At 68.4% G+C, this 22,745-nt stretch carries 19 protein-coding genes; 11 read left to right on the top strand and 8 right to left on the bottom strand.

Features of this window, described 5'->3' with window-relative positions:
* Positions 1-116: 116 nt before the first annotated feature.
* From AC1RDS_RS12120 to AC1RDS_RS12110, 3 genes are all read right to left on the bottom strand, one after another.
* Positions 117-1,154: a PDDEXK nuclease domain-containing protein gene (locus tag AC1RDS_RS12120; RefSeq protein WP_287878587.1), complete on the bottom strand. Its 1,038-nt coding sequence runs from the start codon at positions 1,152-1,154 to the stop codon at positions 117-119.
* Between the two features lie 274 nt (positions 1,155-1,428).
* On the bottom strand, positions 1,429-2,370 hold the full coding sequence (locus tag AC1RDS_RS12115; protein ID WP_092697512.1) for an ATP-binding cassette domain-containing protein: 942 nt from the start codon (positions 2,368-2,370) through the stop codon (positions 1,429-1,431).
* A 158-nt stretch (positions 2,371-2,528) separates the two neighbouring features.
* Positions 2,529-4,010 (bottom strand): AMP nucleosidase, encoded by a 1,482-nt coding sequence (locus AC1RDS_RS12110; protein ID WP_092697513.1) that lies wholly within the window; start codon positions 4,008-4,010, stop codon positions 2,529-2,531.
* 213 nt (positions 4,011-4,223) lie between these two features.
* Between AC1RDS_RS12110 and AC1RDS_RS12105 the strand changes: the two genes are divergently transcribed.
* The 5 genes from AC1RDS_RS12105 to mgtA all read left to right on the top strand — a co-directional run bounded on the left by AC1RDS_RS12105 (position 4,224) and on the right by mgtA (position 10,546).
* The gene (locus tag AC1RDS_RS12105) at positions 4,224-5,501 is read left to right on the top strand and encodes an MgtC/SapB family protein (protein ID WP_287878581.1); all 1,278 of its coding nucleotides are present in this window, start codon (positions 4,224-4,226) and stop codon (positions 5,499-5,501) included.
* A 56-nt stretch (positions 5,502-5,557) separates the two neighbouring features.
* The gene (gene dbpA / locus AC1RDS_RS12100) at positions 5,558-6,967 is read left to right on the top strand and encodes an ATP-dependent RNA helicase DbpA (protein ID WP_287878578.1); all 1,410 of its coding nucleotides are present in this window, start codon (positions 5,558-5,560) and stop codon (positions 6,965-6,967) included.
* A complete protein-coding gene (gene dtd / locus AC1RDS_RS12095) occupies positions 6,964-7,431 on the top strand; it encodes a D-aminoacyl-tRNA deacylase (protein WP_092697516.1) in 468 nt (155 codons plus the stop codon). Before dbpA ends, dtd begins: the two co-directional genes overlap by 4 nt.
* Positions 7,432-7,508: 77 nt before the next feature.
* Entirely contained in the window at positions 7,509-7,955 is a 447-nt protein-coding gene (locus tag AC1RDS_RS12090) for a universal stress protein (RefSeq protein ID WP_348684129.1), read from the top strand.
* Positions 7,956-7,984: 29 nt separating this feature from the next.
* Complete coding sequence (mgtA, locus tag AC1RDS_RS12085) at positions 7,985-10,546, top strand: magnesium-translocating P-type ATPase (protein WP_287878574.1); 2,562 nt, start codon at positions 7,985-7,987, stop codon at positions 10,544-10,546.
* Between the two features lie 10 nt (positions 10,547-10,556).
* On the opposite strand, the gene AC1RDS_RS12080 is transcribed toward mgtA, so the two are convergent.
* The 3 genes from AC1RDS_RS12080 to AC1RDS_RS12070 form a co-directional block, all read right to left on the bottom strand.
* The gene (locus AC1RDS_RS12080) at positions 10,557-11,297 is read right to left on the bottom strand and encodes a sulfite exporter TauE/SafE family protein (protein WP_492227051.1); all 741 of its coding nucleotides are present in this window, start codon (positions 11,295-11,297) and stop codon (positions 10,557-10,559) included.
* 124 nt (positions 11,298-11,421) lie between these two features.
* Entirely contained in the window at positions 11,422-11,880 is a 459-nt protein-coding gene (ybeY, locus tag AC1RDS_RS12075) for an rRNA maturation RNase YbeY (RefSeq protein ID WP_492227050.1), read from the bottom strand.
* Positions 11,881-11,944: 64 nt separating this feature from the next.
* Positions 11,945-12,904 (bottom strand): PhoH family protein, encoded by a 960-nt coding sequence (locus tag AC1RDS_RS12070; RefSeq protein WP_092697521.1) that lies wholly within the window; start codon positions 12,902-12,904, stop codon positions 11,945-11,947.
* A gap of 82 nt (positions 12,905-12,986) precedes the next feature.
* On the opposite strand from AC1RDS_RS12070, the gene ruvA reads away from it, so the two are divergent.
* From ruvA to AC1RDS_RS12040, 6 genes are all read left to right on the top strand, one after another.
* Positions 12,987-13,562, top strand: a complete 576-nt coding sequence (gene ruvA / locus AC1RDS_RS12065) for a Holliday junction branch migration protein RuvA (RefSeq protein WP_492227049.1) — start codon at positions 12,987-12,989, stop codon at positions 13,560-13,562.
* A 32-nt stretch (positions 13,563-13,594) separates the two neighbouring features.
* On the top strand, positions 13,595-15,055 hold the full coding sequence (locus AC1RDS_RS12060) for a trypsin-like serine peptidase (protein ID WP_492227048.1): 1,461 nt from the start codon (positions 13,595-13,597) through the stop codon (positions 15,053-15,055).
* A gap of 37 nt (positions 15,056-15,092) precedes the next feature.
* On the top strand, positions 15,093-16,151 hold the full coding sequence (ruvB, locus tag AC1RDS_RS12055; RefSeq protein WP_287878566.1) for a Holliday junction branch migration DNA helicase RuvB: 1,059 nt from the start codon (positions 15,093-15,095) through the stop codon (positions 16,149-16,151).
* Between the two features lie 33 nt (positions 16,152-16,184).
* Entirely contained in the window at positions 16,185-17,483 is a 1,299-nt protein-coding gene (locus AC1RDS_RS12050) for an efflux RND transporter periplasmic adaptor subunit (protein WP_492227047.1), read from the top strand.
* Positions 17,484-17,493: 10 nt separating this feature from the next.
* Positions 17,494-18,720 (top strand): ABC transporter permease, encoded by a 1,227-nt coding sequence (locus tag AC1RDS_RS12045; protein WP_287878560.1) that lies wholly within the window; start codon positions 17,494-17,496, stop codon positions 18,718-18,720.
* Between the two features lie 175 nt (positions 18,721-18,895).
* Positions 18,896-19,603, top strand: coding sequence for an ABC transporter ATP-binding protein (locus tag AC1RDS_RS12040; RefSeq protein WP_092697526.1), 708 nt, complete (start codon positions 18,896-18,898; stop codon positions 19,601-19,603).
* A 218-nt stretch (positions 19,604-19,821) separates the two neighbouring features.
* On the opposite strand, the gene AC1RDS_RS12035 is transcribed toward AC1RDS_RS12040, so the two are convergent.
* Positions 19,822-21,492 (bottom strand): nitrite reductase, encoded by a 1,671-nt coding sequence (locus AC1RDS_RS12035; RefSeq protein WP_092697527.1) that lies wholly within the window; start codon positions 21,490-21,492, stop codon positions 19,822-19,824.
* Entirely contained in the window at positions 21,485-22,744 is a 1,260-nt protein-coding gene (gene nirJ / locus AC1RDS_RS12030; protein WP_492227046.1) for a heme d1 biosynthesis radical SAM protein NirJ, read from the bottom strand. The genes AC1RDS_RS12035 and nirJ overlap by 8 nt, the downstream gene beginning before the upstream one ends.
* Position 22,745: the final 1 nt, after the last annotated feature.

Genomic DNA, 22,745 nt, shown 5'->3' with positions numbered 1-22,745 from the left:
GTCAGGCCACGCAAGACGCGATGACTTGGTTTGAGCGAAATTGGCTGCTAGTGCTTATCTATCAAGCGCTAAAAGCTATCTTTTTAGGGGTAATTTGTTTGTGGGGCGGTTTCTGCTTACTCCGCTCCGCCCAGCTCGCTTTCAATCTGCTCAATGCTAGGCAAACTGGTTTGCAACTCGGCCGGCAGGGATTCCAGCAGTTTGTATTCGGCGATACCCATAGGTTGGGTTTTATCGCCCAAGGCATATTCAGCCACAACCTTGTTTTTGCTCTTGCACAGCAACAGTCCAATGGTGGGGTTGTCGTGATCGCTTTTCACTTGGCGATCCACCGCAGTCAAATAAAAACCGAGCTGCCCCAGATGCTCGGGCTTGAATTTTCCGCCCTTGAGCTCGATCACCACATAGCAGCGCAGTTTGAGGTGGTAGAACAGCAGGTCGATGAAGAACTCATCGCCACCCACATCCAGCAGCACCTGCCGCCCCACGAACGCAAAACCCGCGCCCAGCTCCAGCAGAAATTCGGTGACGTGCTTCACCAAGGCGTGTTCGACTTCGCGCTCTTGGGCCTCGTCGGTCAAGCCCAGAAAGTCGAAACGGTAAGGGTCTTTCAGCGACTCGCGCGCCAGATCGGACTGTGGCTTGGGCAAGCTGGCTTCGAAGTTGGTGACGGCTGAGCCACTGCGTTCCAGCAAGCGGGTTTCGATCTGCATCACCAAGACATTGCGTGACCAGTTGTGCTTGATTGCCTGCGCCGCATACCAGCGGCGGGCTTCAGGTGCAGGCAGCTTGTCCAGCAGGGCCAACTGGTGGTACCAGGGCAATTGTGCAAGCACCGCTTGCACAAATTCCGCATCCGGCCACGCCTCGGAAAAAGCACGCATGTATTTGAGATTACGCGGCGAAAAGCCCTTCATTTCCGGGAAGGCCGTGCGCAGGTCATGCGCCAGCCGCTCAATCACCTTGGCACCCCAGCCCTGCTGCGCCTGCCGCGCCAGAATATCGCGCCCAATCTGCCAGTACAGCAGCACCAGCTCGCGGTTGACTGCCAACGCCGCACGCTGCTGGGCCGTGTGGATGCGGGTTTTCAGGTCGAGCAGCCAGTCTGCATAACCTTCGGGCGTAGGTGCGAGGGAAACGGGCTGATCGATCATGTTTCGCTGTCCTTTAGCGGTAGCCACGCCGCACCAGCTGCAGGATGCATGGGATGTTGACCCGTGAGTCTTCGCTGAAAACCATCAGAACCACTCCCTTTGCATGTTCTTGGTGTTCCTGGCTCGTTGAATCTTCCTCTGAGCCACGGGCGTGTGCCGATTTGCCAAATGCGACGGAGGGTATTTTCCACCGATCAGCCTGTCTTGCCTTTTGGCTACCGCCATCGACAGATGATGTCGTTGGGGAACACCGTTTGCGCTACCCCGTGCGTTTTCAGCCGTCCTCGCGGATCTGCCGCCCCGTGAGCTTGAGGAACAGATCCTCCAGGTTGGCTGGCCGGTGCAGCGTGCGCAGATGGTCCAGCTGGCCCAGCGCCTGCAGCAGCGGCTGGGCGTTCTGGGTGTAGAAGAAAACGGTCTCGCCGCTGACCTCCACGCGCGCGGCCAGCGGGCGCAGGGCATCGTCCTGGGCCAGGGCCACGGCACCCACGCCATAGACCTCCACCACGTCGGGTTCCAGGTGCCGGGCGATCAGCTCGCGCGGACGGCCCTCGGCGATTTTTTTGCCATGGTCCAGCACCAGCAGGCGCGAGCACAGGCGTTCGGCCTCGTCCATGAAATGGGTGGTGAGCAAAATGGACTTGCCCTGTTGCAGCAGCCGTTGCAGGCGTTCCCACATCAGGTGGCGGGCCTGGGGGTCGAGGCCCGTGGTGGGCTCATCGAGCAGCAGCAGGCGCGGGTCGTTCACCAGCGCCCGGGCCAGCGACAGGCGCCGCCTCATGCCGCCCGACAGCTCGCCGGGCCTGGCATGCGCCTTGTGCGTGAGCGCCGCGAATTCGAGCAGCTGAGGCACGCGCTCGTCCATCACCGCGCCCTTGAGGCCGAAGTAGCGGCCGAACACGCGCAGGTTCTCGGCGCAGGTGAAATCCGGGTCCAGCGTGTCGAACTGGGTCACCACGCCCAGCTGGGCCTTGATGGCCAGCGCATCGCGGGGCATCCGCAGCGGGGGCGCGCCCGTCCCCGGGTCAAACTGCACGCTGCCGCCGTCGGGGGCGGTGTGCCCCAGGCACATGCGGATGGTGGTGGTCTTGCCGGCGCCATTGGGGCCGATCACGCCCAGGCATTCACCCGGGGCAATGGAGAACGAGACACCATCGACCACCATGGTGTCGCCGTAGCGCTTGTTCAGCTGCGAGGCGGTGAAGAGTTCCGTCATGGGCTGATTGTGGGCGATCTGCCGGGTGCCCGTGCCAGGAAGTTGGAGCGACCGGGTTCGCTTGAAAAGGGGCTGCAGCGGTTTCCGGGTAATTGCCAGCAGCTATTAAAAACGAAGTGGTTGACCGCCGCGTTGGCGCCCGTCGCCGACGCGCGGGCTTACTGGAACGCCACTTCGGCAAAGCTGCGCAGCTTGCGGCTGTGCAGGCGCTGCACGCCGCCCTGGCGCAGGATGTCGATGGCGCGCATGCCGATGCGCAGGTGCTGGTCCACGCGTTCGCGGTAGAAGTGGTTGGCCATGCCGGGCAGCTTGATCTCGCCGTGCAGGGGCTTGTCGCTCACGCACAGCAGGGTGCCGTAGGGCACGCGAAAGCGAAAGCCGTTGGCGGCGATGGTGGCGCTTTCCATGTCCAAGGCCACGGCGCGGCTCTGGCTGAAGCGGCGCTGGGGCAGGTTGTCGGGCAGCAGCTCCCAGTTGCGGTTGTCGGTGCTGGCCACGGTGCCGGTGCGCATGATGCGCTTGAGTTCGTCGCGGCCCATGCGCGTGACGTCGGCCACGGCCTGCTCCAGCGCCAGCTGGATCTCCGACAGCGCCGGAATGGGCACCCACAGCGGCAGTTCTTCATCGAGCACATGGTCCTCGCGCACATAGGCGTGGGCCAGCACGTAGTCGCCCAGCTGCTGGGTGTTGCGCAGGCCGGCGCAGTGGCCCAGCATCATCCAGGCGTGCGGGCGCAGCACGGCGATGTGGTCGGTGATTGTCTTGGCGTTGGCCGGGCCTACGCCGATGTTGACCATGGTGATGCCGCTGCGGTCGGCGCGCACCAGGTGGTAGGCCGGCATCTGCGGCAGGCGCGGCGGCGGCGCGCCGAGCTCGTCGCCCGCCTCGGCGGCCAGGCCCGTGCGGCGCGTGACCACGTTGCCGGGTTCGATGAAGGCGATGTATTCGCTGTCCGGATTGGCCATTTCGGCGTGGCCCAGGCGCACGAACTCGTCGATGTAGAACTGGTAGTTGGTGAACAGCACGAAGTTCTGGAACCACTCGGGCTGCGTGCCCGTGTAGTGGCGCAGGCGGTGCAGCGAATAGTCCACGCGCGGGGCCGTGAAAAGCGACAGCGGCTGCGCCTCGCCGGGGCGGTGCTGGTGTGTGCCGTTGGCGATGCCGTCGTCCATGGCGGCCAGGTCGGGCAGGTCGAACAGGTCGCGCATCAGCATGCGGCGCTCGGGGCTCAGCGTGCCCTCCACATGGTCGTGCTCGGCGAACGAGAAGTGGATGGGGATGGGGTGGGCGCTGGTGCCCACCTCCAGCGCCACGCTGTGGCTGTGGCGCAGCAGGCGGAACTGCTCGGCGTAGTAATCGGCGAACAGATCGGGGCGGGTGAGGGTGGTTTCGTAGCGACCAGGGCCTTCCACGAAGCCGTAGGCCAGCTGGCTGTCGGCCCGCGCCACAGTGGTGGTGTGCACGCGCACGAAGGGGTAGAACGCGCGCACGGCGCCGTCAGGCGTCTCGCCGGCCACGAAGCGCTGCATGGCAGCGCGCAGGTGGCCGATCTGCTGCTGGTAGATGCGCTGCACCTGGGCCAGCGCGTCGGCGGGGTCGGTGTGGCGGGTGGGGGCGATGAAGTCGGGGATCTGCGGCATGCGCCTATTGTCCACACGCAGGCGCAGCCGGTGTGACAGCGATCTGCATTCCGGCCAGCAAAGACCGCTGCGCGGCCTCTGGGAGATCGTCAAAACGTTCTTGCGTGATGCCTGCCTCGGGGCAATTGCGCAGGACGTGGAACCTGCGCCGTCGGCCCAACGGCCCGTTGTGTCACCATGAGCGATGGTTTGACAGAGAGGTGTACAAGCCCCATGCAGGATCTGGCAGGTTTTTCCACGGCACTGGCCGTGCTGGCGAGCGCGACGGGATGCGGTTTGCTCATGGGCATCGAGCGCGAGCGTCGCAAGGGCGAGGGGCCGGGCCGGGCGCCGGCCGGGGTGCGCTCGTTCACGCTGGCGTCCATTGGCGGGGCGGCGGCCGCGCTGACGGCCATGGAGGCCCTGGTGGTGGTGGGTGCCGCGTTGGTGGCCGCTTTGACCGTGGTGGCCTATGCCCGCGACCGCTCGGGCGATCCGGGGGTGACCACCGAAATCGCGCTGCTGCTGGCCTACCTGATCGGGGTGACCTGCGCGCGCGACCAGTTGCTGGCCGCCGCGCTGGCAGTGGTGGTGACGGGGCTGCTGGCGCTGCGGGATGCGTTGCACCAGTTCTCCAGCCAGTGGCTGCAGCCCGGCGAGGTGCGCAGCGGGCTCATTCTGGCGGCGCTGGCCCTGCTGGTGTATCCGCTGGCTCCCGACACGCCCTTGTGGCAGGGGGCGCTGAACCCGCGCCTGGTGGTGCGCCTGGTCATCGTGCTGCTGGTGATCCAGTCGCTGGCGCATGTGGCCAAGCGGCTGATGCAGGCGCGCCATGCGCTGGCGCTGTCGGTGCTGGCGTCGGGGTTTGTGTCGAGCACCGCCACCATTGCCAGCCTGGGCATGGAGGTGCGTGCGGGGCAGGCCACGCCGCGCGTCCATGGGGCGGCTGCCGTGCTGTCGTGTGTGGCCACCATGGTCCAGATCGTGGTGGTGGCCGCTACGGTGCAGCCCCAGTGGCTGGCACGGCTGTGGCTGCCCGCCCTGGCGGGTGGCTGTGTTGCGGCGGCCCTGGGGTGGTGGGGCGGGCGCGGTGTGGCGCACCGGCAGGTGCCCGCGCCCGCAGCCGAGGGTGAGGCGGTGGCCGGCATGTTGCCCGACACGCCCATGTTCAAGCTGCGCGACGCCTTGCTCATCGCCGCCCTGCTCACGGGCATCCAGGTGGGGGTGCACCTGCTGACGGCATGGCAAGGCGATGCGGGCATGCTGGCCGGTGCCCTGCTGGCGGCCCTGGCGGATGTGCACGCCGCCACGGCCGCGGTGCTGGTGCGGGGCGGCCCTGACAGCGTTGCGGCACCCGCCATTGCGTCTGCGCTGATGGTGGCGCTGCTGGTGCATGCCGGCAGCAAAAGCGCGGTGGCGCTGACCAGCGGCGGCTGGCGCTATGCGCTGGCCGTGGCGCCGGGCATTCTGGCGCACACGCTGGCCTTCGTGGGGGTGCTGGCCCTGCAATAGCCTTCCGTGGTTGCCAGCGCACCCCGGCCAGAAGGGGCGCATCGGATAATCGGCCCATGACCTCCAAAGACAACCAAGCCCGCGCTGATTTCAGCACGCTGGCCCTCAGCCCCGCCATGCTGGCCAACCTGCAGCAGCTGGGCTACACGCAAATGACGCCCATCCAGGCGGCCAGCCTGCCGCCTGCGCTGCTGGGCAAGGACCTGATCGCCCAGGCCAGCACCGGCAGCGGCAAGACCGCCGCGTTTGCCCTGGCCCTGCTGGCCAAGCTCAACCCCCGCCGTTTTGCGGTGCAGGCCCTGGTGCTGTGCCCCACGCGCGAGCTGGCCGACCAGGTGACCACCGAAATCCGCCGCCTGGCGCGCGCGGAGGAAAACATCAAGGTCGTGACCCTGTGCGGCGGCGTGCCGCTGCGCGGCCAGATGCTGAGCCTGGAGCATGGCGCCCACATCGTGGTGGGCACGCCCGGACGCGTGATGGACCACCTGGAACGCCAGCACCTCACGCTGGAGGCGCTGAACACCCTGGTGCTCGACGAGGCCGACCGCATGCTCGACATGGGCTTCTTCGACGACATCGCCACCGTGACCCGCCAGTGCCCCGCACAGCGCCAGACCCTGCTGTTCTCGGCGACCTACCCCGAGGGCATCGCCAAGCTCAGCGCCCAGTTCATGAAGACGCCCGTGCAGATCACCGTGCAGGCCCAGCACGCCGAGGGCAAGATCGAGCAGCGCTGGTACGAGGTGAAGAACAGCGAGCGCCTGCACGCGGTGTCGCTGCTGCTCAACCACTTCCGGCCCGAATCATCGATAGCTTTCTGCAACACCAAGCAGCAGTGCCGCGACCTGGTGGCCGTGCTGCAGGCCCAGGGCTTCAGCGCGCTGGCGCTGTTTGGCGAACTGGAGCAGCGCGAGCGCGACCAGGTGCTGGTGCAGTTTGCCAACCGAAGCTGCTCGGTGCTGGTGGCCACCGACGTGGCGGCGCGCGGCCTGGACATCGCCAGCCTGGCCGCCGTGATCAACGTGGACGTGACGCCCGACCCCGAGGTGCACATCCACCGCATCGGCCGCACCGGCCGGGGCGATGCCGAAGGCCTGGCGCTCAACCTGGCCAGTCTGGACGAGATGGGCAGCGTGGGCAAGATCGAGGTGCTGCAGGGCCGCGAGTCGCGCTGGTTCCCGGTGGCGGACCTCGCGCCCACGGGCAACGGCCCGCTGGTGCCGCCCATGGTCACCCTCCAGATCATCGGTGGCCGCAAGGAGAAGATCCGCGCGGGCGACGTGCTGGGCGCGCTGACCGGCGACATGGGCTACACCCGCGCGCAGATCGGCAAGATCAATGTGAACGACTTCTCCACCTACGTGGCGGTGGACCGCGCCATCGGCGCCCAGGCCGTCCAGCGCCTGAACCAGGGCCGCGTGAAGGGCAAGACCGTGAAGGCGCGGCTGGTGACGGGCGAAGAATGATCAGCCTGTTGCAGCGCGTGCGGCAGGCGCGCGTGGAGATTGCCGGCGAGGTGGTGGGCGCCATTGGCCCCGGCCTGCTGGTGCTGGTGTGCGCCGAGCGCGGTGACACCGAGGCCGAGGCAGACAGGCTGCTGGCCAAGGTCCTCAAGCTGCGCATCTTCAGTGACGACGCGGGCAAGATGAACCGCAGCGTGCAGGACCTGGACGGCCAGGGCATGGCCGGCGGCGTGCTGCTGGTCAGCCAGTTCACTTTGGCGGCCGACACCACGGGCGGCAACCGCCCCAGCTTCACGCAGGCGGCGGCGCCGCAAGAGGGGCGCAGGCTCTATGACTACCTGGTGGCGCAGGCCCGCGCCGCCCATCCCCAGGTGGCCTCCGGCCAGTTTGCGGCCGACATGCAGGTGCATCTGGTGAACGACGGGCCGGTGACGATTCCCCTGCGCGTGGCGCCTGCCGTCAGTTAATTGCACCAGCGCCTTCACTGCTGTCACCCCACCCGGGATGGACAGGACTACCATGTATTTTTTCGCAGGAGTTTTCCATGTACGAAAAGATTCTGGTTCCCGTGGATGGCAGCGCCACCTCGCTGGCGGGGCTGCAGGAGGCGATTGCCCTGGCGCGGGTGATGGGCTCGACGATCCGGCTTTTGCATGTGGTGGACGAAATCTCGTTCATGACGAGCTTCGAGTCGAGCATGGCGCTGACCGCAGAAGTGTTCGAGTCGCTCAAGAAGGCCGGCCAGGAAGTGCTGCAGGAAGCCCAGAACCGGGTGCGTGCCGCCGGGGTGCCGGTGGAAACCGAGCTGTATGAAAGCTACGCCGGGCGTGTGAGCGATCTCGTGATCACCAAGGCGCGTGAATGGGGTGCGCAGCTCATCGTGCTGGGCACCCATGGCCGGCGCGGCGTGGGCCGCATGCTGCTGGGCAGCGATGCAGAACAGGTGCTGCGCCAGTCGCCGGTGCCCGTGCTGCTGGTGCGCGGCGCCTGAACCCGGCCTGTTCCTGAAATAAGCGAACCATGGCGCATGCCCCGCAGGCTGCATCGCCGCATTTCTGGAACCTGTCCGCGCAGGTCCTGTGCGAACAGCTGCAGTGCGGCCCCGACGGCCTGAGCGACACCGAGGCACAGGCCCGGCTGGCCCGCCATGGCCCCAACGCCGATGCACCGCCGCAGGCCAGGGGATTGCTGGCGGCCATTGGCAGGCGGCTGCGCGAGCCGCTGTCGCTGATCCTGCTGGGCGCGGGCGTGGTGTCGGTGGCCACGGGCGATGGCGTGGGCGGCGGCATCATCGTGACCATCCTGGGGCTGTCGATCGGACTCGACACCGTGCAGGAAGGCCGGGCCAACCGCGCCGCCGAGATGCTGCGCCGCGCCGTGGCACTGCGGGCCGAGGTGCTGCGGGACGGCACCTTTCGCCAGGTGCCGGTGGAAGCAGTGGTGCCCGGCGATGTGATGCGCGTGCGCGCCGGCGACATCATCGCGGCCGATGCCCTGGTGCTGGACAGCGAGGCTTTCACGGCCGGCGAGGCGGCCCTGACCGGCGAGCCCTACCCCGTGGAAAAACGTCCCGGCGTGGTGACCACTTCCGCGGCGGGCGAGGCCAGCAATGCCCTGTTTCGCGGCGCGGTCGCCCAGACGGGCGAGGCGCGGGCGCTGGTGGTGGGCACCGGCCGCAACACCCTGTTTGGCGCGGCCGCCGCCGTGCTGGGCGAGGGGCAGGAAGTCTCCGCCTTCCAGCGCGACATGCATGCCTTTGGCCTGGTCACCGCCCGCCTCACGCTGGCGCTCGTGGTGGTGGTGCTGGCCACGCACATGCTGTTTGGCCGCCCGGTGCTCGAATCGCTGATGTTTGCGGTGGCGCTGGCCGTGGGCCTCACGCCCGAGCTGCTGCCCATGATCACCACCGTGACGCTGTCGCGCGGCGCCTTGCGCATGGCGGGGCGCAAGGTCATCGTCAAGCGGCTGGCCGCCATTCACGACCTGGGCGCCATGACGGTGCTGTGCACCGACAAGACCGGCACCCTGACCAGCGCCGAGATCGCCCTGTCACGCAGCCTGGATGCTGCCGGGCAGAACAGCCCGCTGGCGGCCCGGCTCGGTGCCATGGCCGCCAGCCTGGGCGGCGACCGCGGGGCGCTGGATGCGGCGCTGCTGGCCAGCCACCCCGATGCGTCGCAGGGCTGGACGCTGCTGCAGCGGCACGCGTTTGATTTCAACCGGCGCCTGGGCAGCGTGTGGGCCGAGGGGCCGCACGAGCGTCTGCTCATCGTCAAGGGCGCGCCCGAGGCCGTGCTGGCCCTGTGCACGCGCCACCGCCTGGGGGGCGAGGTGCAGCCCCTGGGCGATGCCGGGCGGGCCGAGGGCTTGCAAAGGGTGCACGCACTGGCCCAGGAGGGGTTGCGCGTGGTGGCTGTGGCCTCGCGCCAGCGGGCGGACGCTGCCGACAGGGCAATACCGCTGTCGTCGGCCGATGAAACGGATCTGGTCTTCGAAGGCCTGTGCGCCTTTGCCGACCCGGCCAAGCCCACGGCGGCGGCGGCCATCGCCCGGCTGTCGGCGGCCGGCGTGCGCCTGAAGATCCTGTCGGGCGACGACCCCATCGTGGTGCAGCGGCTGGCGCAGCAGGTGGGCTTGCCTGCCGACCGGGTGCTGACCGGCGCCGATGTGGCCGCCCTCACCGACGATGCGCTGGCGGTGCAGGCACAGTCGGTGGACATCTATGCCCGCCTCGCACCCGACCAGAAGGCGCGCATTGTGCGGGCGCTCCAGTCGCGCGGCGCGGTGGCGGGCTTTCTGGGCGACGGCATCAACGATGCTCCCGCGCTCAAGGTGGCCGACATCGGGCTGTCGGTGGAAGGCGCCAGCGGCGTGGCCCAGGCGGCTGCCGACATGATCCTGCTGGCGTCCGACCTGGAAGTGGTGGCCGATGGCGTGGAGGAGGGGCGGCGCACCTTCGTCAACATCCTCAAGTATGTGCGCATGGGTGCCAGCTCCAACTTCGGCAACATGCTGTCGATGGCGGTGGCGTCGCTGTTCCTGCCGTTCCTGCCCATGCTGCCCACGCAGATCCTGCTGAACAACCTGCTCTACGACTTCTCGGAAATTGGCATTCCGCTCGACACCGTGCGCCCCGAGGCCATTGCCCGGCCGCAGGTGTGGGACATGCAGGGCCTGCTGCGCTTTGCCGGCACCATGGGCCCGCTGTCGTCGCTGTTCGATCTGGCCACCTTTGGTGGGCTGCTGTGGTTTTTCCAGGCCACCCCCGAGGAATTTCGCACGCTGTGGTTCATGGAGTCCATGGCCACGCAGATCCTGGTGATCTTCATCATCCGCACCCGCGTCCGCCCGTGGCGGGACCTCCCGCACCCGGCCCTGGCGGCGTCGTCGCTCATGGCCTTGCTGGTGGCCATGGTGCTGCCGTTCACGCCGGTGGGTGCCTGGTTCGGCTTCGTGGTGCCACCGGCCGACATGCTGGCGGGCATGGGCGCACTGGTGCTGCTCTATCTGGTCTGCGCGCAGTGGCTCAAGGCCAGGGCGCTGGCCTGGCCGGCCGGTCGTGCCACGGCGTTGACCCGTTGACTGCCAGGGCTTACTGGCGCCAGAAGAACAGGGCGGCCATCACCAGCCCCGTCGCCACGATGCCCCAGCGCAACATGGGCGCCGGAATGCGCCGTGCCACGCGCGCGCCGCCGTAGCCGCCCGCGGTGGCGGCCACCATCATCATCAGCGCCTGCGGCCACAGCACCAGGCCGCCTGCGGCGTAAATGGCCACCGCAATCGCGGTGAGCAGGGCCGACACCCCGTTCTTCAGGCCGTTCATGGCGTGGAGGTTCGTCTGCCCGAGCAGCCCGAACAGCGCCAGCAGCAAGATGCCCAGGCCGCCGTTGAAATAGCCGCCGTAGGCCGCCACGGCCAGCACGCCCAGGGTGGCCTTGGCGGTCGAAGGCTGACCGCCGGCCAGCACCTTGCGCAACTGCGGTCCGAACGCAAACAGCGCCGTGGCCGCCAGCAGCAGCCAGGGCACGACGCGGCGGAAGGTGGCGTCGGGCGTGAACAGCAGCAGCGCAGCGCCCGCCGCGCCACCGATGAGCGACAGCACCACCAGCAGGCGCATCGACAAGCCGGGCGGCGGGGCCGTGTCTTCGCGAAAGCCCCAGGCGCCCGCCAGGTAGCCCGGCAGCAGGGCCACGGTGCCGGTGGCGTTGGCCACCACGGGTGGCACGCCGGTGAAGACCAGGGCGGGCAAGGTCAGAAAGCTGCCGCCTCCGGCAACGGCATTGAGGGCACCGGCCACGAAGGCGGCGGCAAGCAGCAGGGCGGTTTCCAACATGTCTTCGGGGGCGCGAACGCTGGGTTATTGCGTCGATCTTAGGTGGAAGAAAACCGTTGTTTGCGGTTGATTGCGTGCAAAAAAAGGTGGAATTGCTTTGCCGTGGGCCATCCTGCGCCCGGCGCTATTTCGCGTAAGGGTCGGCAAACCCCAGCTCCTGCAGGATGGCAGTTTCGTAGTCCTCCATCTCCTGCGCATCTGCTTCGCTGGTTTCGTGGTCCCAGCCCTGGGCGTGCAGGGCGCCGTGCACCAGCAGGTGGGCGTAGTGCTCCTCCAGGCTCTTGTTCTGCTCGCGCGCCTCGCGCTCGACCACGGGGGCGCAGAGCACCAGGTCGGCCGTCACCACGGGCTCCTGTGTGTAATCGAAGGTGAGCACATTCGTGGCGTAGTCCTTGTGCCGGTAGTCGCGGTTCAGGGCCTGGCCTTCGTCGGCATCGACGATGCGCACGGTGATTTCCGCATCGCTGGCCAGTGCGTGGCGGATCCAGCGCGTGACCTTGTGGCGCGGCAGCACGGCGCGGTGGGCGGCGGCGCCGTCAAAACGGCCAAACTGCAGCGACAGGGAGAGTTGGTGGAGAGACATTCTTGATCTTTTTTGGCCTCTAGCGCTCATGCATCAAGCGCTGGCAGCGATTGAAATAGGCGTTTTAACTGGCACGGCTGCGCACGGTCGGCGCGCGGCGGGACGCGTCATAGGCGTCCACGATGCGCGCCACCAGCGGGTGGCGCACCACGTCGGCACTGGTGAAGCGCGTCACGGCGATGCCTTTCACGCGCTTGAGCACCCGCTCGGCGTCGATCAGGCCGCTCATCGCGCCCTTGGGCAAATCGATCTGGCTCACATCGCCCGTGACCACGGCCTTGGCGCCAAAGCCGATGCGGGTGAGGAACATCTTCATCTGCTCGGGCGTGGTGTTCTGGGCTTCGTCCAGGATCACGAAGGCGTTGTTCAGCGTGCGCCCGCGCATGAAGGCCAGCGGGGCGATCTCGATGGCGTTGCGCTCGAAGGCCTTTTGCACCTTGTCGTAACCCATCAGCTCGTAGAGCGCGTCGTACAGCGGGCGCAGATACGGGTCCACCTTCTGCGCCAGGTCGCCCGGCAGGAAGCCCAGGCGCTCGCCCGCCTCCACGGCGGGGCGGGTCAGCACGATGCGCTGCACGGCGCTGCGTTCCAGCGCATCCACGGCGCAGGCCACGGCCAGATAGGTCTTGCCCGTGCCGGCCGGGCCGATGCCGAAGGTGATGTCGTGCGCTGCGATGTTTTCGAGGTACAGGTTCTGCGTGGGCGTGCGCCCGCGCAGGTCGGCCCGGCGGGTGTTGAGCACGATGGCGCCCTCGGGCACTTCCACCAGCGCGGCATCGCCGGCCAGCATGAGCTGCAGGTAGTCTTCGGTGATGGGACGCTCGGCCATCTCGTACAGGGCCTGCAGCAGTTCCATGGCCTGCGTGGCCTTGGCCTTGGGGCCGTCCACCTTGAACTGCTCGTGCCGGTGCGCAATGTTCACCGACAGCGCAATCTCGATGGTGCGCAGGTGCACGTCGGCCGGTCCGCACAGGTGCGTCAGCCGGGTGTTGTTGTGGGGAGTGAAGGTGTGGCGCAGGATCACGCGGATAATTCCAGTCAGACAAAGGAAAACACGGCAAGAATGACGGCGCAGCAGTGGCTGTATTCGCCGGCAAAGGACATCCATGATAGGCAAATTGACCGGCACCCTGCTGGAGAAGAACCCGCCCGAGGTGCTGCTCGACTGCCACGGCGTGGGCTACGAAGTGCATGTGCCCATGAGCACCTTCTACAACCTGCCCGCCGTGGGCGAGCGCGTGGGCCTGCTCACGCAGTTCATTGTGCGCGAGGATGCACAGCTGCTGTATGGCTTTGCCACGGTGCCCGAGCGGCAGGCGTTCCGCGAACTCATCAAGATCAGTGGCGTGGGCCCGCGCACGGCGCTGTCCATCCTCTCGGGCATGGGCGTGGGTGATCTGGCGCAGGCCGTCACGCTGCAGGAGGCGGGTCGCCTCGTCAAGGTGCCGGGCATCGGCAAGAAGACCGCAGAGCGCCTGCTGCTGGAACTCAAGGGCAAGCTGGGCGCCGACATGGGCACGGCGCACGCCCACGCCACCAGCGAGGCGCAGGCCGACATCCTGCAGGCGCTGCTGGCACTGGGCTACAACGACAAGGAGGCGGCGGCGGCCCTGAAGGCCTTGCCGCCGGATGTGGGTGTCAGTGACGGCATCAAGCTGGCGCTCAAGGCGCTGGCGAAATAACCCCCAACGTCAGATTTCAGGAAGAGATGGCAATGAGGTACCGATATTCGATGCACTGGCTGTGCGCTGCGGGTGCAGCGCTGCTCGTGGCCGCGTGCGGCGGTGGCGGTTCGCCTGCGCCAGAGGTATCGGCGGCAGACCGGATCGAGCCCTTTGACCCGAGCCTGGGCAAGGCGGCGAAGGCAGCGGCATCCCCGTTGCGCACTGCCGGGCGTGCACCGCAGGCCACGCCCGTGCGGCTGGGGCCGCTGGCGGCCGCAGCGCTGCAGCCCCTGCAGAAAAAGGCGGCGTCCAACCCGGGCAGCGGCGTGCGCCGGCAAATTGGCCTGGCCCGGGAGGTGACCGCCACGGCCACTTCATCGGGCCTGCGGGGCCAGTTGCAATGGTCCGCCACCGACCGGGGCACGCAGCGTGCCGCCATCCGCTTTGTGGCGGATGGTGCACAGGGCGTGCGCCTGGGGCTGCTGGTGCGTTCGCTGCCGGCGGGCACCAGGCTGCGGTTTTATGCGCAGAGCGGTGACGCGGAGTTCGAGGTGTCGGGCCAGGAGGTGCTGGGCACCCTGGCGCGCAACCTGCAGGCGGGAGACACGGATGATGCGGCCCGCACCTACTGGAGCCCCGATTTCGGCGGCGCCGAGACCACGCTGGAGCTGGAGCTGCCGGCCAGCGCCGACCTGGACCAGCTCGACATCGCCGTGCCCACGCTGTCGCACTTTTTTGTGTCACCCGAGCGTGCAGCGCAAAACAGCCTGACCAAGGTGGGCGAGGCGGCCACCTGCAATATCGACGTGTCATGCCGGCCCGAATACAGCAGCGAAAGCCGCTCGGTGGCGCGCATGATTTTTGTGGACAACGGCAGCACCTTCGTCTGCACGGGCACCCTGCTCAACGATGCACAGTCGAGCGCCACCCCGTATTTTCTGAGCGCCAACCACTGCGTTTCCACGCAGACGGCGGCGTCTTCCGTGACGACCGACTGGTTCTACCGATCAGCCGCTTGCAACACCACCGAGGTCAACGCGGGCGCGCGGCGCCTGAATGGCGGCGCAACCCTGCTGTACGCGCAGGAGGCTACCGACACATCGTTCATGCGGCTCAACGCAGCACCGCCGGCTGGTGTTGTGTTTGCCGGCTCCTATTTTGGCGCCGTGGCCGTGGGCGCCGGCATGGCCGGCATCCACCACCCCCAGGGCGATCTGCAAAAGCTCAGCGAGGGGGCGGTGAAGCAGTTCAACAACTGCACCTTTGAGACCTGCCAGATCAGCACACCACAGGATGGGCGTTTTCTGGCTGTGGGCTGGAATGCCGGTACCACCGAGGGTGGCAGCAGCGGCTCCAGCCTGTTCCTGCCCATTGGCAGCAAGCGCTACGTGGCCGGGCAGCTGCTGGGCGGTGCCGCGAGTTGCCAGAATCCCGCCAGTTACGACTACTACGGCCGTTATGACCTGGCATTCCAGGCGGCCCTCAGGAACTGGCTGAAACCGACGCCATGAACCGGCACCCCAACCGCCCGCAGGGGCAGCACATGGCATGACCATCCAGACCGACGATTTCGCCCCCGCGCCGCCCAAGCGCGTGATCTCCGCTGCACCCGCATCGCCGCAGGAAGAAGCCATCGAGCGTGCCCTGCGCCCCAAGCTGCTGCAGGAATATGTGGGCCAGGCCAAGGCGCGCGAGCAGCTCGAAATCTTTATCGGCGCGGCCAAGAAGCGTGACGAGGCGCTGGACCATGTGCTGCTGTTCGGCCCGCCCGGGCTGGGCAAGACCACGCTGAGCCACATCATCGCGGCCGAGCTGGGCGTGAACCTGCGCCAGACCAGCGGCCCCGTGCTCGAAAAACCCAAGGACCTGGCCGCGCTGCTGACCAACCTCGAAAAGAACGACGTCCTGTTCATCGACGAGATCCACCGCCTGAGCCCGGTGGTCGAGGAAATCCTCTACCCCGCGCTGGAGGACTACCAGATCGACATCATGATCGGCGAAGGCCCGGCGGCGCGCTCCATCAAGCTCGACCTGCAGCCCTTCACCCTGGTGGGCGCCACCACGCGCGCGGGCATGCTGACCAACCCGCTGCGCGACCGCTTCGGCATCGTCGCGCGCCTGGAGTTCTACACGCCCGAAGAGCTGGCGCGCATCGTCACGCGCAGCGCCGGGCTGCTGGGCACGCCCATGGATGACGAAGGCGGCTTCGAGCTGGCGCGGCGCTCGCGCGGCACGCCGCGCATCGCCAACCGGCTGCTGCGCCGCGTGCGCGACTACGCCGAGGTGAAGGGCTCGGGCCGCATCACGCGCGACATCGCCAACCGCGCGCTGGCCATGCTTGACGTGGACCCGCAGGGCTTTGACGTGATGGACCGCAAGCTGCTGGAGGCACTGATCCACCGCTTTGACGGCGGCCCCGTGGGCCTGGACAACATCGCCGCCAGCATTGGCGAGGAGGCGGGCACCATCGAGGACGTGATCGAGCCCTATCTCATCCAGCAAGGCTACCTGCAGCGCACGCCGCGCGGGCGCATAGCCACGCTGGCGGCGTACCGGCATCTGGGCGTCACGCCGCCGCAGGCGGCTGGCGGACTTTTCTCCGAATGATCGAAGCGCACCCATGGCATTGAGGAATTGGCTGTGAAGCGCCGCTGGCTCACCGTGGCATTGGGCGCTGCCGTGCTGGTGGTGGCTGCCGGTGTGGCGGCTTGGGCGCTGCGCGGCCCGCAGGTCGATGCGCTGACGGTGCAGTCGGCCCCGCTGGTGCGCACCCTGCAGTTCTCGGCCCGCGTGGCCACGCTGTCGCGCGCGGATGTGGGCAGCACGGTCACCGGCCGGGTGGCGCAGGTGCGCGTGCGCGAAGGTGCGCAGGTGCGCCAGGGCGAGGTGCTGGTGCAGCTCGAATCGGACGAGCTGCGCGCCGCGCTGGCGCAGGCGGTGGCCTCCGAGCGCCAGGCGCAGGCGCGCCTGGCGGGCCTGCGCAGCAGCGGCCGCAGGGCTGCGCAGGCCGCACGGGCCCAGGCCGATGCCACGCTGCAGGCCGCAAGCGCCAGCCTGGCGCGGGTGCAGCAGCTGGTGGCGGACGGTTTTTACAGCCCCGCGCAGCTCGACGAAGCCCGCCGCGCGGTCGATGTGGCCCGCGCGCAGCAGCGCAATGCGCAGGCGCAGATCGATGCCAACGCCGATGCAGGCACCGACGTGGCGCAGGCGCAGGCGCAGCTGGCGCTGGCGCAGGCCGCCACCGTGGCGGCCCAGGCCCGCCTGACGCAGGCCACACTGGTGGCGCCCAGCGAAGCCCGCGTGCTGGTGCGCGCGGTCGAGCCCGGGCAGATCGTGCAGCCCGGCAAGGCCTTGCTCAGCCTGGCGCTGGCCGGTCCGACCCAGCTGGTGGCCCAGGTGGACGAGCGCTTTCTGGACCAGCTGCAGCCGGGCCAGAAGGCCTCGGTGGTGGCCGATGCATTTGCCGGCCAGCGCTTCGCGGCACGCGTGCTGTCCATCGCACCGTCGGTGGATGCCCAGCGCGGCGCCATCGAGGTGAAATTTGCATTGGACGCGCAGGCGCCCGCCTATCTGCGCGAGGACATGACGCTGTCGGTCGAGGTGGAGACCGCCCGGCGCGAAACCGCCCTGGTGCTGCCCCAGGCTGCCTTGCGCGGCGCTGTGGTGGGTGACGCCGGCACCGTGCTGGTGCTGCAGGATGGCCGTGCCCAGGTGCGCAACGTGCGGCTGGGCCTGCGCACGCTCGATGCCGTGGAGGTGCTGGAAGGCCTGGCGCAGGGCGATACCGTGCTGCGCGGCGGCGTGCTGCAGGCAGGCGAGCGCGTGCGTGCCCGCACCGTGGCATGGACCGCGGGCTCTACGGCGCCGGGGGCGGGTGCCCTGGGCCAAGGGCAGGGCGCCGACGCTGGCGCCGCGCTGACCAACGCCATGGGCCGCTGAGCGCACGGTCATGTGGATCTGGCCTGGCTTCGAGTTGCGTGTGGCGCTGCGCTTTCTGCGCGAGGGGCGCATGCAGACGGTGCTCATCATCGTGGGCGTGGCGGCGGGGGTGGCGGTGATCGCCTATATCTCGGCGCTGATCAACGGCCTGCAATCGAACACCCTGGCCAAGACGCTGGGCGCCCAGGCGCACATCACCTTGCGGGCCCCTGATGATCTCGTCACTCCGGCGGCCGTGCCGGCGCCCGGCACGGCCGTATTGACCGAAACGCAGCCGCGTGCGCAGCGCCTGCGCGCGGTGGCCAACTGGCAGGCCCTGGTGCCGCTGCTGGAGGGCTTGCCCGAAGTGGCCGGGGTCTCGCCCATGGTGTCGGGCAGCGGCCTGGCGCTGCGCGGCGAGGCATCGCAGGCCATCGCCCTGATGGGCGTCGACCTGGACCGCTATGACCGGGTGGTGGGATTGCGCTCCAAGGTGGTGAGCGGCAGCGCCCGCTTGTCGCCCGGCGAGGCCATCGTGGGGCGCGAGCTGGCGCAGGACCTGGGCGTGCGCGTGGGCGACCGTTTCACGGTGCAGACTGGGAGCGTGAGCGATTCCGTGCGCGTCACCGCCCTGGTGGACCTGGGTGTGAAGGACCTGAACCGGCGCACCGTGATCGTGCCCCTGCGCGCCGGGCAGAGCCTGCTGGCGCTGCCCGGCGGCGCCAGCCAGCTGGATCTGACCCTCAAGGATGTGTGGGTCGCCCAGGCCCTGGCACGCGCGCTGCAGTCCCGGTTCCCCTACAAGATCGAGAGCTGGCAGGAAACCAACGCCCAGCTGGTGTCGGCGCTGAATGCGCAGTCGATCAGCACGGGCATCATCCGGGGGGTGGTTCTGGCGGTTGTCGTGCTGGGCATCGCCAGCGTGCTGGTGGTGTCTGTCGTGCAAAAGAGCCGCGAGATCGGCATCCTGCGCGCCATGGGCGCCACGCGCGGGCAGGTGCTGCGCGTGTTTCTGGTGCAGGGCGCCGTGGTGGGGGCGCTGGGCTCGGTGCTGGGCCTGCTGCTGGCGGTGGCGCTGATCTGGGTGTTCACCCACTTCGTGCGCGGATCGGACGGCCTGCCGCTGTTTTCCATCACCCTGCCGCCCGCCACGGCGCTGCAGGTGGCGCTGATTGCCTCGGTCTGCGGCGTGCTGGCAGCGGTGGCACCGGCGCGGCGTGCGGCGGCGCTCGACCCGGCGCAGGCCATCCGCATGTAGTGATGAGATTCCCCCCTGTGCGGCTGCGCCGCTTCCCCCCGCTCTCGCAGTGCTGCGCACTGCGGGCAGGGGGACGCCCCCAGCGCGGCGGGGCGGCCCTTGCGCGGGGGGCGCTGGCCTTGGCTGCGCCGGTTTCTTGCGTCCCGGGCGATACGCAGCGCAATGGATTGCAAAAATGTTGATCGAACTACGCGATGTGCGCAAAAGCTACAACGTAGGTCGCGCCAGCGAGGCCGAGGTGCTGCACGGCATCCACCTGCAGGTGCGCCGTGGCGAGTTCATAGCGCTCATGGGCCCCTCGGGCTCGGGCAAGAGCACGCTGCTCAACATCCTGGGCCTGCTGGAACGCATGACGTCGGGCAGCTACCGGCTGGATGGCGAGGCGGTGCAGGGACTCGATGATGCCGCGCTCACGCTGCGCCGGCGCCGCACGCTGGGGTTCGTCTTCCAGTTCCACCACCTGCTGCCGGCTTTCTCGGCGCTGGAGAACGTGACGCTGCCAGCCCTCATGGCCGAAGGCCGGGTGAGTGCCGCGCAGCGCGAACGCGCACGCAGCCTGCTGGACGCCGTGGGCCTGGCCCAGGCCATCGACAAGCGGCCGGGCGAGCTGTCGGGCGGCATGCAGCAGCGCGTGGCGATTGCGCGCGCGCTGGTCATGGACCCGCCGCTGGTGCTGGCCGACGAGCCCACGGGCAACCTCGATACCGCATCTTCGGCCGAGGTGTTCGCGCTGCTGCGCCGCATCCATGCCGAGCGCGGCACCAGCTTTGTGGTGGTCACGCACGACCCGCGCCTGGCCGCGCGCTGCGACCGGCTGGTGGAGCTGATCGACGGCCGCATTGCGCGCGATGAGCCCATCGCTCCATCCGAAAATTCCCAATAAAAATGGCTTGTAGCGCCCGTCAATAAAGCGCTAAAAGCGATCAAATATGTGGCAAAAGCGGTGCGGGCTGTGACCCAACCCGCCGCACAGGCGCGGCCCAGGCCAGCGGACGCCGTGCAAGGGCCGCCCCGCCGCGCTGGCGGCGTCCCCCTTCCCGCGTCGCGCAGCGAGGCGAGAGAAGGGGGAAGCGGCGCAGCCGCTCAGGGGGATGTGCTCTGTCAGTGCGAGGTGCCTTCCGAGCGCGTGATCTTGTTCCACACGTTGTATTTGCCCACGGGCTTGCTCATGGGCAGGCGCTTGACTTCCTGGAGCGTCTGCGCATCGAACACGATGATCGCGCCGTCCGTCTCCCACACGCTCACCAGCGCGTAGCGGCCGTCCTTGGTGAACTCGGTATGCGCCAGCGTGCGGCCGGGCTCGCGCAGCGTGGCCACGGGCGTGAGCGTGGCTTTATCGATCAGGGTGAGTGTGTCCTTGGCCGTGGGGCTCATCATCGAGTCGGCCCAGGCGTAGCGGGTGGCCTCATGGCTGCGCATGAAAAATCCGGGGCCCGGCGTGGCAATGGTCTTGACCGTTTTCCAGTTCTTCATGTCGATCACGTCGATGGCGCCGTCTTTCAGGTTGGGGCTGGCCAGCACGGTGGTGCCGTTCCAGACAAAGGTGATGCCCGAGCCCAGGTGCGGCATGCCGGCAATGGGCAGCTCGGCAATCTTGCGCCGCACATCGAGGTTGACCACCTGCGCTGTGGGGGCGCCGTCGGCTGCACCGGTCTTGGGCCGGGTCGAGCCGAGCACATGGCGGTAGTCCTGGTCAAAGAAGAAATCATCCAGCGGCTCGTCGAGGGGGGTGCGGCGCACCCCGTGGTAGCCCGGCTTGGCGATGGACTCGCCCATCTTGTAGTCGTGCACCAGGCCGTCATAAATGGGCGGCGCCTTGGGGTCGTAGGAAATCTCCCAGACCTCGGGAATGTCCTTGAGCGCCACCACAAAGCTCTTGCGCGGGGCCGCGTCGTACACCGCCGACACGCGCGAGGCCTCCTTGCCGTCGAGCGTGGTGGCGTCATAGCGCTGGACGAAATGCAGGTCGGCATCGAACAGCACCACGGTGCGCGGCAGGTAGTTGGCGGCCATGACCCAGCGCCCATCGCCGCTGACGGCCACGTTGCGCATGTTCAGGCCGGCGCGCACCTCGGCCACCACCGTGAGGTTCCACAGGTCGTACTTGGTGATCCAGCCGTCGCGCGAGCCAAAGAACACAAAGCGCCCATCGGGGGTGAACTTGGGGCCGCCATGCAGCGCGTAGCGGCTGGCGAAGCGGTGGATGACCTCGAAGCGGTCGCCATCGACCAGCGAGACATGGTGGTCGCCGCCCTCCACCACCACGAACAGGTTCATGGGGTCGGCCTTCCAGGCGGGGCGGCCCGGCAGGTCCCTGGCGCCTGCGGTTTCGACGCGCGAGGCGCGCACATCGGCGTCGCTCCAGGCCGGCGTGGGGGTGACGGGCTGGTAGATCCAGTCGGTCAGGGCCGCAATGTCGGCGGGTGCCAGCGTGCCGGCGAAACCCGCCATCTGCGTGGCGGCGCGGCCCTCCTGGATGACCTTCAGCGCTTCGGGGCGGCGCAGGCGCGCCAGGCTCTCGGGCAGCAGCGCCGGGCCCATGCCGCCGGTGCGCTGGGCTCCGTGGCAGCTGGCGCAGTGTTCGCGGTACAGCGCGGCGGCAGATGCGGTGGTCGCGGTGGTGGGCGGTGCAGCCTGGGTGGCCACCGTGCCGGCCGCCGCTGCGGTGCCGTGGGGCTGCGCCTGGGCGAGGCTGTGGCCCATCCAGAGCAGGCCCGCGCTCAGGGCCAGGTGCGCGGCACCTGCAGCAAGGTGGCGCAGGGTGTCACGCATGTTCGTTCTCCGGTTGGATGGCTATGATGCGGCGGCCCCTGCTGAACGGGGTGACCGCCACGCGCTGCGCATCGCTGCCCGCTTCGAGGCCGATCTCGTCGTCGCGCAGGTAGCAGCCGGGGTCTTCGGCCCAGGCATCGCCGGTGAGCTGCTGGGCACGCACGCGGGTGTTGCCACCGCACACGGCAAAGTAGTGGCACTGTGCGCAGCGCCCGCCCACGGGGCGCGGGTGCGCCTTGAGGCCGGCCATCAGCGGCTCGGAGGCGTCGGACCAGATGGCCGAGAACGGGCGCTGGCGCACGTTGCCCAGGTCGTGGTGCCACCACATGGTGTCGGGGTGCACGGTGCCCAGGTTGTCGATATTGGCCACGTTCACGCCACTCGAATTGCCGCCCCAGGCCACCAGGCGCTCGCGCAGCGGGGCCTCCCACTGCGGCAGGCGCGCGCGCACCCACTGCAGCAGGTAGGGGCCGTCGGCGTCGTTGTTGCCGGTCACGTAGTCTTCGTCGCGGCCCTCCAGCGCGGACTGCCAGGCGCGCTCGTACAGCAGGTCGAGCGCGTCGCGCGTGGCCTGGAACTGCGCGTCCTTGCCACGGTGGATGTTGCCGCGCCCGGCGTAGTTGAGGTGCGAGAAATAGAACTTGTCCACCGCCTCGGTGCGCATCAGCTCCAGCAGTGCCGGCAGGTCGTGCGCGTTCATGGCCGTCATGGTGAAGCGCAGCCCCACCTTGACGCCGCGCGCGTGCAGGTGGCGCACGGCGGCCAGGCTGCGCTCGAAGGCGCCTTCCAGGCGACGGAAATGGTCGTGCGTCTCGCGCAGACCATCGAGGCTGATGCCCACATAGTCGAAGCCCGTGGCGGCCACGCGGTCGGCCATGGCCTCGTCGATCAGCGTGCCGTTGGTCGAGAGGCCCGTGTAGAACTTCATGGCCTTGGCGCGCTCGGCGATCTCGAAAATGTCGGGCCGCATCAAGGGCTCGCCACCCGAGAGGATGAGCACCGGCACCCGGTAGGCCTTGAGATCGTCCATCACGCCAAACACTTCGTTGGTGGACAGCTCGCCCTCGTAGTCGTGGTCGGCCGACAGCGCGTAGCAGTGCTTGCAGGTCAGGTTGCAGCGGCGGATCAGGTTCCAGATGACGACCGGGCCTGGGGCCCCGCCGCTGCCGCGGCGCGCGAGCACGGCCTCGGGGTACTGGCCGGTTTTTTCTGCGTGCGCGAGCTCGCGCATGTAGTGGCTGATGCGGAACATG

The organism is Acidovorax sp. GW823-FHT02H02 (genome assembly GCF_058797075.1).
This window is presented reverse-complemented; position numbering and strand designations above follow the sequence as displayed.

What these genes read in the sequence shown, in the direction of transcription:
- AC1RDS_RS12090 (WP_348684129.1), top strand. Translation starts at nt 7,509, where the DNA reads ATGTACGAAAAGATTCTGGTTCCCGTGGATGGCAGCGCCACCTCGCTG.
- AC1RDS_RS12045 (WP_287878560.1), top strand. Translation starts at nt 17,494, where the DNA reads ATGTGGATCTGGCCTGGCTTCGAGTTGCGTGTGGCGCTGCGCTTTCTG.
- AC1RDS_RS12110 (WP_092697513.1), bottom strand. Translation starts at nt 4,010, where the DNA reads ATGCCGCAGATCCCCGACTTCATCGCCCCCACCCGCCACACCGACCCC.
- dbpA (WP_287878578.1), top strand. Translation starts at nt 5,558, where the DNA reads ATGACCTCCAAAGACAACCAAGCCCGCGCTGATTTCAGCACGCTGGCC.
- AC1RDS_RS12120 (WP_287878587.1), bottom strand. Translation starts at nt 1,154, where the DNA reads ATGATCGATCAGCCCGTTTCCCTCGCACCTACGCCCGAAGGTTATGCA.
- ybeY (WP_492227050.1), bottom strand. Translation starts at nt 11,880, where the DNA reads ATGTCTCTCCACCAACTCTCCCTGTCGCTGCAGTTTGGCCGTTTTGAC.
- AC1RDS_RS12040 (WP_092697526.1), top strand. Translation starts at nt 18,896, where the DNA reads ATGTTGATCGAACTACGCGATGTGCGCAAAAGCTACAACGTAGGTCGC.
- nirJ (WP_492227046.1), bottom strand. Translation starts at nt 22,744, where the DNA reads ATGTTCCGCATCAGCCACTACATGCGCGAGCTCGCGCACGCAGAAAAA.
- AC1RDS_RS12105 (WP_287878581.1), top strand. Translation starts at nt 4,224, where the DNA reads ATGCAGGATCTGGCAGGTTTTTCCACGGCACTGGCCGTGCTGGCGAGC.
- mgtA (WP_287878574.1), top strand. Translation starts at nt 7,985, where the DNA reads ATGGCGCATGCCCCGCAGGCTGCATCGCCGCATTTCTGGAACCTGTCC.
- AC1RDS_RS12080 (WP_492227051.1), bottom strand. Translation starts at nt 11,297, where the DNA reads ATGTTGGAAACCGCCCTGCTGCTTGCCGCCGCCTTCGTGGCCGGTGCC.
- ruvA (WP_492227049.1), top strand. Translation starts at nt 12,987, where the DNA reads ATGATAGGCAAATTGACCGGCACCCTGCTGGAGAAGAACCCGCCCGAG.
- AC1RDS_RS12115 (WP_092697512.1), bottom strand. Translation starts at nt 2,370, where the DNA reads ATGACGGAACTCTTCACCGCCTCGCAGCTGAACAAGCGCTACGGCGAC.
- dtd (WP_092697516.1), top strand. Translation starts at nt 6,964, where the DNA reads ATGATCAGCCTGTTGCAGCGCGTGCGGCAGGCGCGCGTGGAGATTGCC.
- AC1RDS_RS12035 (WP_092697527.1), bottom strand. Translation starts at nt 21,492, where the DNA reads ATGCGTGACACCCTGCGCCACCTTGCTGCAGGTGCCGCGCACCTGGCC.
- ruvB (WP_287878566.1), top strand. Translation starts at nt 15,093, where the DNA reads ATGACCATCCAGACCGACGATTTCGCCCCCGCGCCGCCCAAGCGCGTG.
- AC1RDS_RS12060 (WP_492227048.1), top strand. Translation starts at nt 13,595, where the DNA reads ATGAGGTACCGATATTCGATGCACTGGCTGTGCGCTGCGGGTGCAGCG.